This window comes from Ktedonobacter sp. SOSP1-85, from assembly GCF_016587415.1.
Taxonomy (GTDB): domain Bacteria; phylum Chloroflexota; class Ktedonobacteria; order Ktedonobacterales; family Ktedonobacteraceae; genus Ktedonobacter.
The window spans coordinates 1,630,258-1,645,439 of sequence record NZ_BNJI01000002.1; the positions used below are offsets into that span (position 1 = coordinate 1,630,258).

The window sequence follows — 15,182 nt, forward strand, 5'->3', positions numbered from 1 at the left end:
AAGCGTGGGTCTGCCGCCAATTTAGTGAAGGATGGGTCTATTTCCCTGGCAATACCCACTCTTGAGCTTAAGCGTTTCGCTCGTTAAAGTTCGTTGATTGTATTTAGGAATACGCGAGTTCCCTCAAATTGTTCTATTCCCCCAACAGCCCGCTGCTCGCCAGATGGAAGAGCTGTTCAGCCAGGTCTTCTATCAGTTGGTGCTGCGCAAGGCGCGCCCGCCACTCTTGCGGAATTCCTCTCTCCCCATAGAAGGCGCCTGCGAGCTGTCCATAGACCGCACCCGTGGTGTCAGCATCATCTCCCAGGTTGACCGCGAGCAAGCACCCCTCGCGGAAGGTCTCGCTGTGAAAAAAAGCCCACAAAGCAGCCTCCAGGGATTTTTTGACATAACCCGAACCTTTGATCGCTGGCGGGTTACGCCACTTGAAAGAGCCAGCGGCTACTTCGGCTATTTCTGGGATCAGTGGAGCATCCTTCCAGGAAGTGGGAAGAGGACTATACAGAGGGGAGAGCAGTGTTTCTTTGCTCTCCCCTTGCAGGGCTCCCACCAGAAGACCGCCGAAATAGCGGCAGGCATCCAGAGCACTCTTCGCCTGGTGGGTAGTCCGAGAACTCTCCTCTGACTTTTCAAGAGCGAGACGAGGATGGAAAGCATAGAACAAAGAAACCGGAGCCAGTCGCATAATTGACCCATTGCCTGCGGAGAACTGTCCCGAAGGCCCAGCAAGAGGATCACCTGTTTTTTGAAACGTTCGTAGGGCCGCATCGACCGTTTCCCCAATGTCAAAGCATTGCCCGTTGCTCGCCATATAACCCTGATCGCGCCAGCGGAGATAGCGCTCGATCTGGTCGCGAGCATCGAAGCCTTTGGATTCGATCAGGCTGGCAGCCAGACAAAGGGCCATGGAGGTATCGTCTGTCCATTCACCAGGCTTGAGGCGAAAGGCTCCCCCTCCGATCATGTCATCAATTGGGGTAAATGATCCTGGTTGGAGGAATTCAAGGGAGGTGCCGAGCGCATCGCCAACTGCGAGCCCTACAAGACTGCCTCGATAGCGTTCAATCAGTTCCATAAGAGGTTGCCTTTCCTTCTCACTCAGAGGTGATCTGCGCTCAATCCGCCGGAGCAGCAGGGTATTCGCGGCGCAACAGTTCGCGTGTCTTCTTGCAGACAGTGCCCTCACATCCGTCGGTTGAGACCCTCATGGCAAGGATTGCAGAGATTTTACAGTGGTTTGTGTTTTTTTGATGATCGTGGCATAACCTATAGTCGCCGTCGGCTCCTGCTGATAGGATTTGTCTCTTCCATTGTAGCTAAAGCACTCACGACTGCAATGATGAACTTGCCGGATACCATCTACACTCCTCCAGTTCCGTTTACGTTGCTCAGCACGGTCCGCTACCCGATGCTCTTCTTGTTCTTGTGGGCAACGCCGGAACGTTTCAGCTTTGTGATCGAAGCGCTCGTGCTTTTCGGAAAGCCTGTTCCGCCTCCTCCAGCTGTCTAAGTTCTTGGTGTACATTCCCCTGGTTATAATAGGCATCGGCATCATTGGGATTCAAACGGATAGCGCGCTCATAGGCTGCCAGCGCCTCCTTGAACTGCCCAAGCGCTTGGAGTACGGTGCCTTGATTATAATGGTTATAATAGGCACGGGCATTGTTAGGGCCCAGACGGATGGCCTGCTCATAGGCTGCCAGTGCCTCCTCCAGCCGTCCAAGCTCTTGGAGTACGACACCTTGATCAAGGTAGACATCGGCATTGTTAGGGCCCAGACGGATGGCCTGCTCATAGGCTGCCAGTGCCTCCTCCAGCCGCCCTAGATCTTGAAGTATAAGGCCCTGGCCGTAATAGGCAAGAGCATAATTGGGATACAGACGAATGACTTGCTCGAAGGAAACCAGCGCCTCCTCTGGTCGCCCTAGATTTCTGAGGGCAAGACCTCGATAATAATAGGCACTGGAATGGTTGGGGTTGGGATCCAGATAAATGGCCTGCTCATAGGCTGCCAGCGCCTCCTCTGGCCTCCCCAGTTCGGCAAGGAAGAGCCCTCGGTTCACCAAGATGGCCACATCTTGCTCAGCAGTTTCGGGCATTTCACGGGAATACGGGCGTCCAACCGCACGCGTATAGATCGCTTGCAACTCCGTTGCCACTTCCAGCATCGTAGCAGGGCGTCTCTCTGGTTGCATTTGGAAACACCTGGTGAGCAAATCCACGAGGTCAGCGGGCATCATGGGAATGGCTGGATCTTGTCCCTTATACTCTGCTAGTGCTTCTCGCGCTGCCGCACCAATCCTCCACGTCACCTCCCCCGTGAACATCTCGAGGACGGAGAGCCCCCAGCTCCAGATATCCGTCTTCCGGCTGAGTTTCTGCCCCGCCACCTGCTCTGGTGAGCAGTAGGCGGGAGTCATCCCGCGTGAACTGACGAGGATACTTTGATGCGCTTGTTTATCTTTTATCTCCTGCTTCCCAGTCATTGCCCTCGCTCTCGCCAATCCAAAATCGGTCACTTTCGCAATCCCCTGTGCAGTGAGCATTACATTGGCTGGTTTGACATCCTGATGGACCAGTCCCTGTTCATGGGCCGCATGCAATCCCCAGGCAAATTGGATCGCGATGTCCAGCATCTGTTCCAGGCCACCTTCGTACAATTTTCGCTGACGAATCCAATCCGCAAGGCTTCCCCCATCGATATATGCGGCAAAAATACGCGGAATGCCACCCAGGCGGCGTACAAAATAGCAACTGACCAGGTGAGGATGTGCTCGCAGCCCCATCCACGTCTCTGCTTCACGAATGAAGTTCTCTTTGCCGCCTTCTCCGGCAAAAATCTCTGGCCTGGGGCTCTTGACGATGAGATCGATGGAGAGCCAAGGGTGATAGTTGATTTTGTAGACGGTACCCATGCCGCCTTTACCTATAATGCCTGTCACATCGAACTCATTGAGGATACAGTCGCCAACCTTCCAGTCAGCAGGCACGCCATCCTCGGCAAGCACTGGTGGTGCAAGTGGCGGGGTATTGGCTTGCTTTGCGGGCTTGTGACCGAAAGGGGACTCTATCCAACTCGGCTTTTTCTCCATGATCCTGTTCTGATCCTTCCTTCGCTGATGGTACGAGGCGCAATTATCAATGGGTCGATTCTTATAATTGACGCCGATTTCCTACGTTTTAACAGCTTAAGCTTGTTAACGTGGTCCTCGACGAATCCGTTGTTTTGGGGAGGGTCAGTCCTGTCATCACGTTGCATCTCCTGGGGAGGGTCGTGAACCATGGTGATCCACGATACAATCGATGATAAGCACGGTAGTGTTGTCCTTCCCCCCTACCATATTTGCCGCATGCACCAATGCCTGGCAAGCGGCCTCGGCTTGCAGGGAGGTTCGCAAGATCTGAGCGATGTGCTGGTCGGGCACCAGAGCGGTGAGCCCATCGGTACATAGGAGGAGCCGATCTCCGGTGAGGAGCGGCAGCGTCTGGACAACTGGGGTAACCTCGCCTTCCATTCCCACATAACGGGTGAGTTGCCCACGGGCTGGATGGGTGCGTTCCTCTTCCGGGGTGATCTCTCCGCGTTGCCGCAAGAGTGTTACAACAGAGTGATCCTCTGTCAACGGCAGGAGACGATCAGCGCGGAAGAGATAGAGACGGCTATCGCCCAGGTGTGCCAGGGACACCTGCGCATCATGGAGCCAGGCCACGACGACGGTCGCGCCCAGACCGTGCAGCCCCACACGCCCGGTACTCTCCGCTTGCAGGTGCTGGCTCAGTTCTATGATGCTCTCACGCAGGACTCGTTCCCGTGCCTCTATCCCAGAGGCGTGAGCTCGTGCCAGACCGCGCTCCAGCAAGGCTGGCAGGACGGTGATCACGGCCTGTGCGGCGACGTCTCCAGCCTGGCGTCCCCCCATCCCATCGGAGACGATGAAGAGCTTGCGCTCAGGATCGAGCAGAGACCGATCTTGCTGCTGCTGCCGGCGACGGCCCACATCGCTCACACACGCTGCATGGACTGACCAGGACACGGACCCGGGTTCAGGAGATCCCATGGTTCACCTTCCTCTTGCGTTACTCACTTGCTTTTACCAGGGCTTCATACATCTCTCCGGCATGGCGGAAACGGTCTCCTTCTTTACTGGCGAGCGCCCGATCAATCACCTCGGCAAGACGAGCTGGGAGCTGAGGCGCACGCTGGTGTAGGGGCACAATCTCCCCGTGCAGGATCGCCAGCATCGGATCTTCTCCCCTTCGATGGGTCCGCGGAAAGGAGCCCGTGAGCATGGCATAGCAGGTCGCTCCCATCGCCCACACATCGCTGGTCGGCTGCACTCGTTTGAAGTTGATCACCTGCTCACGTGGCATGAAGGGGAAGGAACCAGCATAGCTGCCAGTAGCCGTCATGCCACTCAGGCCCGCCTGCTCAAAGTTCTTGGCTAGCCCCAGATCGGAAATCTTCGCCACCCACGCTCCTGCCTGACCTGCCAGGAGAAGGTTGTGGGGCTTGAGGTCTCGATGCACAAAGCCCTGCTCATGGAGGTAAGCCAGTCCTTGCAACGCCTGAAGCATGATCGGCCTGGCTTCGTCCAATGAGAGCCGACCGCCACGCCGTTTCATCAGATCGGCCACGCTGCCCCCGGCACAATACTCCAGCAGGAAATAGAAGAGGCTCCCCTCCGCGCCATGGCCGAGGAAGCGGACAATATGCGGATGGCGCAGGCTACGCGTTGTCTCGATTTCGCGCAGAAATTGCCTGCGCGCATCATCCGAGACGCGCACCCTGGCGAGCATGACTTTCACGGCGGCCTGTTCCTTCGTGCGTTTGTGCTGGGCGAGATAGACCGCTCCCATGCCACCCGCACCCAGCAGCCTGCCCATCTCGTAGTCTTCGATCTGAAGCTCTTGTTGGCCGCGTTCGCGTTGCGATGCGCGATCGAGGACGACCATCAGCAAGGCGAGGGGATCCTGCTCGACCTGCTCACGACAGCGCGCACAGACGTATTCTCCCTGCTGCGCGGCTCCTACTTCGGCGGAGACATCAGTGCCACAGCGCTGGCAACGCACTGGTTCTACCGACGTCGCTGCCGCTTCCAAACGGACGTGGAACACGGTCGCTCCCACTTTGACTTCATCGCCATTGTGCAGATCTACCTGGGGGTACTCGCGTTTCGCGCCTTCTTCGGGCGTTTCGTGCTTTTCTCGCCCCCCGTATTTCTGCCCGTTGATGTAGGTGCCATGCAGGCTACCCAGGTCGCGGATACGGGCATCGGGTGGGTTGACTTCCAGTAGAAAGTGATGGCGCGAGATCTGTCGGTCATCTGGCAGGCAGACGTGGCAGTCGCTCATGCGTCCACAGAGCAAGGTATCATGTTCATCGAAGGTAAACGCCTTGCCCTCCATCGGGCCAGCGCTGATCGTCAAGATAAGCTTCCCTGGCATACATGCCCTCTCTCTTCTACGTGTTCTCTCGGGTATATCCTTAGTTCACATGATGATCTTCTATGCATCGGAATTTGAAGGCTCTTCCAGTGAGTCAATAACCGCATCAATAAAGCCACAGGTGATCGCATCTTTTGCTGACAGCATAATCCCACGATCCATATCCTCGCGAAGCGTTGCATCGGCTTGTCCGGTCCGTTTGGCAAAGATGTCTACAAGGTGACGACGCAAGCGTAATATGTCTCGAGCGGAGATATTGATATCAACTGGACCGTAGTCGAGTCCAATTGTACTGTTTGTAATGGCAGCGCGCTTGCCTTTTGCCCCTGCAGTCAGAAGAAGCGTTGCCGAACCACTCACCTGGCTGATACAGTAGGTTGCAATTCTTGGCCCGAGAAATTGCATGGTTTCGTAGATTGCCAGTACAGAATAGATATCACCACCATGCGAATTGATATATAGGTGAATGTCTCTGGTAGCATCTTCGCTCTGAAGATAAAGCAACTGAGCAATAACGCTGTTGGCGACCCTATCCTCTATAGGCGTATTAATAAGGATGATACGATGTTTGAGTAAATGGGGGAAAAGGTATCTATTGCTGGTCTCGTGTTGATTTTTCAGGAGTGTCAGGACGTCATCATATTTCGGCATCCAATATGTGTTGTGAGGATTGTTCTCGAGTGTCCTTTTTTCTTTGGAGGGGCGATCATGCCCTACCATACACTCATCATTATTCTTTTCCTTTTCACCCAGCAATGGAGCCAGCCCCTGACGTTCGCGCTCCATGTGTTCAAGTTGTCTACGGATTCCTTCTGGTCGTAGCCAGCCATAGCCCACGTACTGTAAGTGGCGGATCAGCCCTTGAAATTCCTCCTCGGTCCATGTCGGAACCCACCGGCCCATGACCGTTCGTTTGAGTTCCTGTTTGGGAGACTCGCTGTCTTTCAAGAGCGTGCCTCCATCGAGGATCTGTTGGGTGAGAAAGATTTCCAGGTAAATGCGAGCACTTTCATCCCAATCAGCAGGATCACGAGCCTCCAGTTCCCACTCCAGTTCCCATAGATGTATGCTCTTGTCCTCGCTTCCCGAGACGAGCCAGCGTCCATCGGCACTCAGGCTCACGGAGGTTACATTGCCAGTGTGTCCCTTAAAGGTATATACACAACGCCCGCTGTTCACCTCCCATAATCGCACAGTTCGGTCATGGCTTCCTGAGACGAGCCAGTGCCCATCAGCACTCAGGCTCACGGAGGTTACACTGCCTGTATGCCCCTCAAAGCTACGTACACAGCGCCCGCTGCTCACCTCCCATAGCTGCACACTCCCATCAGCCTCTCCCGAGGCGAGCCAGTGCCCGTCGGCACTCAGGCTTTCCGAACCTACGCCTTGAAAAGTACGCATACTCCACCCACTATGCTCTTCCCACACTCGCAGGCTTCCCGTAGAGGCAAGCCAATGCCCTTCTGGACTCAGACGTACAGAAGTAGCCTTGCGATCAAGGCCCTCAAAAGTATGCACGCAGCGTCCACTGCTTACCTCCCATACCCGCACAGTTCGGTCATGGCTTCCTGAGACGAGCCAGCGTCCGTCCCCGCTCAAGCTCACGGAACTCACCTCATCCGCATGGCCTTGGAGAATCCCTTTTTGCCAGGAGGCAAGGAAGCTACCCCGTGCGCAATAGCGTGAAAGCCTCTCCCATGCCTTCCGACTCTTTGGGTGATGTTCCCAGCCTGGCAATGCTCGTAACTCTCGTAGCAGGTTGAGCGCTGTCGCAAAGCGTGTTTCTGCGCACATTTGTTTTGCCTGTTTTAGCAATTGTTCTGCGCGACTTTCTGTCTGAGCAACGGTGACAGAGGAGTGCGCGCGCGAGGGGTGCAATGAACCGTAAAGGCCCAGGCCTTCAATCCGCCATAATTGTACAGTTCCGTCGATCTGTCCTATGGCCAGCAAACGCCCATCTGAACTCAGACATGTTGCGCTGACGCCAGATGGAGCCCCCCGGAAGGTACATACACATCTCCCCGTTCTTACCTCCCACAATCGCGCAACGCGATCCCACCCATTCGAGACAAGCCAGCGTCCATCAGCACTCAAACTTACTGAGGTAACCACGCCAAAGAGCCCCCCAAAGACCCATAAACAGCGTCCACTGTTTACCTCCCACAGTCGAATTGTCGCATCTTTCAATGCGCTTCCCGAGACGAGCCAGCGCCCATCCCCACTTAAGCTCACTGACATTACGGAGTCGGTATGGCCCTCGAAGGCACGTATACAGCGCTCAGTGTCTATATCCCATACCCGGATAGTTCGATCATGACTCCCCGTTACGAGCCAATGGCCATCTCTGCTCAGACTCACTGAACCCACAGAGCTGGTATGACCCTCGAAAGTGTGTACACATTGCCCACTACTTACCTCCCACAGCCGCACCGTCGTATCATCCAATGTGCTTCCCCAGACGAGCCAGCGCCCATCGGTGCTCAAACTCACGGAGCGTACTCCATAAGTTTGGCCCTGGAAGATACGCGCACACCTTCCACTGCTCACCTCCCACAACCGCACCGTCGCATCGTTCCATCCACTTCCTGAAGCGAGCCAACGTCCATCGGCGCTCAAACTCACGGAGTGTACTCCATCGGTATGGCCCTGGAAGATACGCACACACCTTCCACTGCTCACTTCCCACAGTCGGATAGTTTGATCTTCGCTTCCTGAAGCGAGCCAGCGTCCATCGGCGCTCAAACTTAGTGAGAAAACTCCACCAGCATGGCCCTCGAGGGTGCGTATGCAGCGGTTAGTAGGCATACGACCACTTGTTATCTTTTCGAGATGCAGAGGTAACTCGCTCCCCGCTGGAGCCTGCATCGCGGCCTCCTTCAGCAGAGGGCGGGCTGTGTCTACATCTCCCCGCTCCAAATGGACCTGAGCCAGAAAATATGCAGCTTTCCAGCGCTGATCCTGCACACCCAGAAGCATTTCTAGTTGATGCACCAGATTCTCATCGGTCATTTGTCCTGCTCGCCAAAGGATCATTCCCTGATTGTAGGTGGCCTCAAGGTGATGAGGATCGGTCTGTAGTGCTTGCCTCCAGAGTTGCTTCGCATCTTCGATCTTGCCCAGGTCATATAGAGAGAGTGCCTGGTTATTGAGTGTATCGGCCAGAGCTTCTGCCAGTCGAGGTTCTTCCCGTGGATAAGCTTGCCCGATCTTATGAGCATAGATCTCCTGTAAGGTTGCAGCCACCTCCAGCATGGTCGCTGGCCGCTCCTCTGGCCGCGACGCAAAGCAGCGGGCAAGCAACGTCACTAGCTCAGCAGGGAGTGGCGGAATGGCCACATCCTGGGGTTCATAGCTTGAGAGCACCTCACGTGCCAGTACCCCGCTGCGCCAGGTCACTTCTCCCATAAACATCTCCAGGATCGAGACTCCCCAACTCCAGATGTCGGTTTTGCGGCTCAGCGCTTTGCCTGCTGCCTGTTCGGGGGAGCAGTAGGCCGGAGTCATACCACGAGAACTCACCAGAATACTTCGCCGACCATTGTCCTCTTCACTTCCTTGCTCACCCGCCATCGCCCGTGCCCTCGCCAGACCGAAATCGGTGACTTTGGTAACTCCCTCCGGCGTCATCATCACATTGGCAGGTTTGATGTCCTGGTGTACCAGACCCTGTTCATGGGCGGTGTGCAGACCCCAGGCAAACTGAATGGCAATGTCAAGCATCCGCTCCAGGGCTTGCTGATGTCCCCCCTCATAGAGGCGACGGCTGCCAATCCAGTCCCCCAGGCTCCCTCCTGCCACATATTCGGCAAAGATGCGCGGGATCTCATCGATGATGCGCACATAGTAGCAACTCACGATGTGGGGATACAGGGGCAGATTGACCCAGGTTTCCGCTTCACGGATGAAGTTCTCTTTACCGCCCGCTCTGGCAAAGATCTCGGGTTGAGGACTTTTGACAGCCAGATCAATGCTCCAGCCTCGATGGTGCACTTTGTAGACCGTGCCCATGCCCCCTTCTCCCAGGGTACCCAGCACCTCGTACTGCTCAAGCAGCACGTCCCCCTTCTGCCAATTTTGCTTGTTCATGTTCCCTCCTTTACTCTGAGTGATGAGCCGATAGCTCAACCTGCATACCGGATTGGCCATCCTTGGAGTATGTAATCAGCAGTAAGATACCAGCCGATGCAGATAAGGAACAGCAGTGTAACACCAAGACAGAAGAGAAAGGGGAAAGAAGTGGCTCATAGATCCCTCCATGAAGAAGCTGTAATAAACTCTAAAATGATTTTCTCTCGTATTCTTCTTGCTCTAGGCCTAAAATAGGCGTTAAAACTGTCTCTATCTCAAAGTATCAGGATCAGTTGTTCAAATGACGATCTGCTCTTAATCTGGCTTTGCAGGTTCTTCTAGTGAGTCAATAACCCTATCAACAAATCCATAGGTGATCGCATCTTTTGCCGATAGAGCGATCCCACGATCCATATCCTCACGAATCGTCGCGTCGTTTTGTCTGGTATGTTCGACAAAGAGATCTATCAGGAGGCGGCGCAAGCGTAATATCTCACGAGCCGTGATCTCGATATCAGCTGGATTGTCTCCAATAGAGACCTGGGTCAGACCAATTGTGCTCGTTGGCAGTGCGTATCGCTGACCCTTTTTCCCTGCAGCGAGCAGGAGTGCGGCGAAGCCACGCGCCTGACCGAGACAATAGGTGGCAACCGCTGGCTGGAGAGATTGTATGGCATCGTAGATCGCCAGTCCGGCATAGATATTGCCACCGGGTGAGTTGAGGTACAGGTGGATATCCCTGGTCGCATCTACATTTTGCAGGTAGAATAACTGAGTTATCACGCTCTGTGCCGTCGTCTCCTCGATGGGAGTGTCAATAGAGATAATGCGCTTATGCGCTAAATGAGGGGGAAGATGATTATTGTTGATCTTATAGGGATCTTCTAGCATCTGCTGGTTTTGACGTTTCAGGATCTTTTGTAATTCATCCGCTGTTGGTGTCCATTTCATATCAGGTAGCCTTTGTTCGTTTGTCTTGTTACTTTGCGAGAAAAGATCTTGCCCTACCATACGCTTATCGTTATCTCTCTTTCCTTTTTCGTTTAAAGGGTGTGATGGACTTTGCCGTTCACGTACCATAGATGTAAGCTGCTTGAGCACGCCTTCTGGTCGCAGCCAGCCATAGCCGACGTATTGCATTTGTCGGATCAACCTTTGAAAATCTTCTTCGTTCCAACTAGGTGTGCCCTGGCGGGTGAGTGCTTGCTGGATCTCCTGTTCCGTCGGCTCGCGTTCCTGTGGAAGTTCAGCTGCATAAGGCGTATGTTGAGTAAGAAAGGTCTCCAGATAGGGACGAGCGCCTTCATCCCAATCGGCGGATGCATGGGCTTCGAGTTCCCAGTCGAGTTCCCACAACTGTATGTTTTTTGCATTTCTAGAGACGAGCCAGCGCCCATCGGTACTCATGCTCATTGACAACACATGACCCTCGAAGGTGCGTACACAGCGCCCTGTGCTTACCTCCCAGAGCCTCATGGTCTTATCTATACTGCCAGAGACGAGCCAGCGCCCATCAGCACTCAGCCTTACGGTATAAATGAGACCGGTATGGCCCACAAACGTGCGTACACAGCGCCCTGTGCTTACCTCCCAGAGGTGTACAGCATGATCCCCACTGGCAGTGGCAAACCAACGACCATCGGTACTCAGACTCACAGAATCTACCAGTCCTGTCGGATCCTCAAAGGTACGTGGACAGCGTCCCGTGCTCATTTCCCAGAGGGACACAATCCCGCCCTTGCCACTCGAGATGAGCCAGCACCCATCAATACTCATGCTCACTTGAGTAAAATGTCCTTGAATGATACGCACACAGCGTCCTGTGCTTACCTCCCACAGCCGCATGGTCTTATCTCTGCTGCTCGAGACGAGCCAGCGCCCATCAGTATAGAGACTTGCGAAAATGACGTCGTCGTCGTGACCCATAAACATGCGTACACAGCGTCCGGTACTCACTTCCCACAAGCGTATCGTTTTATCAGCGCTTCCCGAGACGAGCCAGTGCCCATCGGCACTCAGACTCACAGTCTTTACTCTATCATCGTGGCCCACAAACGTGCGTACACAGCGCCCTGTACTCACTTCCCACAAGCGTATCGTTTTATCAGCGTTGCCTGCGGCGAACAGACAGGTATCCGCACTTAGATGTACAGAGTCTGTTTTCTCATTGAAGGTTCTGGTTAACCAACTTGCATGGAGGCTGCTGCGTAGGCAAACAGCTGAAAGTTTATTCCATGCTTCCTTGCTTTCAGGATGGCGTTCCCATCCAGGTAATGCTCGCAATTGACGCAAGAGGTGTAATGCTACAGAAAAATGCTTCTCTCTCAAAGCTTGCTCAGCTTGCTTTATCAGTTGGGATGCATGGTGTTCAGTCTGTGCAACATCTGTATAAGAACGTGCGAGCGATGGATAGAAAGTACAACTGAAATCAGAATCATTGAGCTTCCACAGATACACAACCTCCTGAGAGCCCGAGGCAAGCCAGTTCCCATCGGCACTCAGGCTCAGGGGGGGAAGCAAATCAGCTCTACTGGTATGCTCTTGCAAGGTACGCAGGCAACGCCCGGTGTGTACCTCCCACAAACGTACGGCACGACGATCTGTTGAGACGAGCCAGCGTCCATCGGCACTCAAACTTACTGACGTTACCGATCTTATATGGCCCTCGAAGGTGCGTATACAGCGCCCGGTGTGCACCTCCCACAAACGCACGGCACGACGATCTGCTGAGACGAGCCAGCGTCCATCGGCACTCAAACTTACTGATGTTACCTCGGTAGTATGGTCCTGAAAGACATACAAGCAGCGTCCGGTACTCACTTCCCACAAGCGTATCGTTTTATCAGTGCTCCCCGAGACGAGCCAGTGCCCATCGGCACTCAGGCTCACTGAAGTCACAGAGCCAGTATGGCCCACAACTGTGTGTACACAGCGTCCGGTACTCACTTCCCACAGACGTATCGTTTTATCAGTGCTCCCCGAGACGAGCCAGTGCCCATCGGCACTCAGACTTATGGTGTTTATTCTATCAGTGTGGCTTTGAAGGATATGTACGCAACGTCCCGTGTTCACTTCCCATAGACACACTGTTCCATGTTCACTCCCAGAGGCGAGCCAGCGTCCATCGGCGCTGAGACACGCGGTCTCTACTCTATCGCCGTAGCTCTGCAACGTATGCATGCAGCGACCTTTGCTTGCCTCCCACAAGCGCACAATGCCATTACCGCTACTAGTAGCCAGCCAGTGTCCATTGGCACTCAGGCTCAATGAAATGGCTACAAAATGAGTATCAACATGGAAAGTAAGCGGATAGGGGTAGTTGATTGCGTCTTCTATTTGTGCCTGAGCCAATGTAAAAAGCTTTTGGACTTCTTTCTCTGTAGGAGCTTGGTTTGAGGCCTCTCTGAGCAATGGAAGCGCTTTATCGACTGCTCCTTGTTCCAGGTGAACCTGGGCAAGCATCCTATCTGCTTGCCAGCGATGGCGACAGATTGCGCGTGCTGTTTCAAGCTGAAGGAGCAATCTATCGTCAGTCAATTCTCCTTGCCGCCAGAGTATGATCCCCCGATTATACGTTGTCTCCAGGTGCTGCGGGTCTATCTGCAATGCCTGCTCCCAGACCTGGAGCGCTGCTTCAACTTTCCCCAGATCATAGAGCGAGAGTGCCCGGTTATTGAGTGTATCTGCTTGCATCCTGGTTGCTTGCGGCGCTTTCCGTGGATAGGCCCGCCTAATCTCGCGAGCATAGATCTCCAGGAGTGTTGTTGCCATCTCCAACATGGTCGCTGGGCGGCTCTCTGGACGCGACTCAAAGCAGCGTGCGAGCAATGTCACTAGCCCGGCAGGTAGTGGGGGAATGGCTGCGTCCTGGGGTTTATAGCTTGCCAGTACTTCACGCGCCAGGATTCCGCTGCGCCATGTCACCTCTCCCACCCACATTTCTAACACCGAGACCCCCCAGCTCCACATGTCTGTCTTGCGGCTCAGCGCTTTGCCTGCTGCCTGTTCGGGGGAGCAGTAAGCCGGGGTCATACCACGAGAACTCACCAGGATGCTGGACTGACCATTGTCCTCTTCACTTCCTTGCTCACCCGCCATCGCTCGTGCCTTCGCCAGGCCGAAATCGGTTACTTTGACGACCCCATCCGGCGTCATCATCACATTGGCGGGTTTGATATCCTGATGCACCAATCCCTGTTCGTGGGCGGTATGCAGTCCCCAGGCAAACTGAATGGCGATGTCAAGCATCCGCTCCAGGGCTTGCTGATGTCCCCCCTCATAGAGGCGACGGCTGCCAATCCAGTCTGCCAGGTTCCCTCCTGCCACATATTCGGCAAAGATGCGTGGAACCTCATCGATGAGGCGCACGTAGTAGCAACTCACGATGTGAGGATGCAGGGGCAGATTGACCCAGGTTTCCGCTTCACGGATGAAGTTCTCTTTACCGCCCGCTCTGGCAAACAGAGCGGGCTGAGGACTTTTAACCGCCAAATCTATATTCCATCCCCGGTGATGGACCTTATAAACCATACCCATCCCACCTTCACCCAAAATGCCCATCACCTCGTATTGATTGAGCAGTTCCTCTCCGACATGCCAGGCCGCTCCCTGGGCGTCTTTTTGTACAGCAGGAGTGCCTGGTGGCGGCACGTGGTACTCTTGCGCAGCCCGCTGTTCACTGACGCTCATAGTGGAAGTTTGGTCGCCCTTGTCCGTAGACTGAGGGAATGGCATGGATGGCGATGATTGGGTAGCCTGAGTAGTTCTCTGCTGATCAGGCTTGCGACGCCGTAGACGATCTAGCCAACGCTGACTGTTCATGCTTCCTCCTTCCCTCTGGGTGAGGTGACCAGCCGATAGCCCAACCCGCGTACCGTCTCAAGAAAACGCGGCGCTTTGGGATCGGGTTCGAGCTTCTTGCGCAGTTCCCAGATCAGGTGATTGATGTCCCCCTCGGTGTGGTAGGCGTCCTCTCCCCACACGGCGGCAAGCAGTTCTTCGTAGGAGCACATCACGGAGACATGGCCATTGCTTTGGTTGCGCTGTGCCATATAGCGGATCAATTTATGCTCTTGAGGCCGTAACTCGTGAATCTCCTGCTGCTTGGAACCCTCGATACGATAGAGTCGAGCCTGGATCCAATCGTATTCCAGATACGCGACCTGCAGTGGTGGACCCGAAGGACGCGTCCCCAGCGGATCGCTGAAGGTGAGTTCCCAGTAGCCTGGCTCGCCCGTCTCGCTTAATGTCCCCAGGATGCGAATGCTGTCCCCCTCGCTGAGCAAGGCCCGGCCCTGTACCACCTGCACGTCATTTCCACGACGTACAAACGTGCGGTTGACGCTGCCATTGTCGACGACCCACCAGCCGTAGAGATTATGCTCAAGGGTACAATGCACTTTACGGGTGATCAGTTGCTGGGGATCGGGAGAGAGGGCGATATCATTGAATTGCTCGAAACGCCCAATGGTCACCATATCTTTTTCCAATTCTACCTGAAACTGCTGTCCATCGGGTCCAGATATGTCTAGAAACGGCAAAAGTACGTCCACGTCTCTTCTCCCTCATCTGTGATTGAGAAGGCTTTTCGCTTCTTTCTCTTTTTTAGTGTAGTCTATCATAGGCGTCTATGACTATGGTCACAGGATGGAAACGGGATGGAAATGCCA

General features: G+C 54.5%; 7 protein-coding genes. All 7 read right to left on the reverse strand.

All coding sequences use genetic code 11. The annotated features are described in order from the left end of the window. Positions 1-133: 133 nt before the first annotated feature. The 7 genes from KTE_RS35445 to KTE_RS35475 all read right to left on the reverse strand — a co-directional run bounded on the left by KTE_RS35445 (position 134) and on the right by KTE_RS35475 (position 15,065). Positions 134-1,075, reverse strand: coding sequence for an ADP-ribosylglycohydrolase family protein (locus KTE_RS35445; protein ID WP_201390125.1), 942 nt, complete (start codon positions 1,073-1,075; stop codon positions 134-136). A gap of 370 nt (positions 1,076-1,445) precedes the next feature. Further along, positions 1,446-3,092: a tetratricopeptide repeat protein gene (locus tag KTE_RS35450; RefSeq protein WP_201390126.1), complete on the reverse strand. Its 1,647-nt coding sequence runs from the start codon at positions 3,090-3,092 to the stop codon at positions 1,446-1,448. A gap of 156 nt (positions 3,093-3,248) precedes the next feature. After that, the gene (locus KTE_RS35455; RefSeq protein ID WP_201390127.1) at positions 3,249-4,058 is read right to left on the reverse strand and encodes a PP2C family serine/threonine-protein phosphatase; all 810 of its coding nucleotides are present in this window, start codon (positions 4,056-4,058) and stop codon (positions 3,249-3,251) included. Positions 4,059-4,077: 19 nt separating this feature from the next. Further along, entirely contained in the window at positions 4,078-5,445 is a 1,368-nt protein-coding gene (locus KTE_RS35460; protein WP_201390128.1) for a protein kinase, read from the reverse strand. A 60-nt stretch (positions 5,446-5,505) separates the two neighbouring features. After that, a complete protein-coding gene (locus tag KTE_RS35465; RefSeq protein WP_201390129.1) occupies positions 5,506-9,531 on the reverse strand; it encodes an ATP-dependent Clp protease proteolytic subunit in 4,026 nt (1,341 codons plus the stop codon). 297 nt (positions 9,532-9,828) lie between these two features. Next, on the reverse strand, positions 9,829-14,334 hold the full coding sequence (locus tag KTE_RS35470) for an ATP-dependent Clp protease proteolytic subunit (RefSeq protein WP_201390130.1): 4,506 nt from the start codon (positions 14,332-14,334) through the stop codon (positions 9,829-9,831). After that, on the reverse strand, positions 14,331-15,065 hold the full coding sequence (locus KTE_RS35475) for a winged helix-turn-helix domain-containing protein (protein ID WP_201390131.1): 735 nt from the start codon (positions 15,063-15,065) through the stop codon (positions 14,331-14,333). Before KTE_RS35475 ends, KTE_RS35470 begins: the two co-directional genes overlap by 4 nt. Between the last annotated feature and the right edge of the window lie 117 nt (positions 15,066-15,182).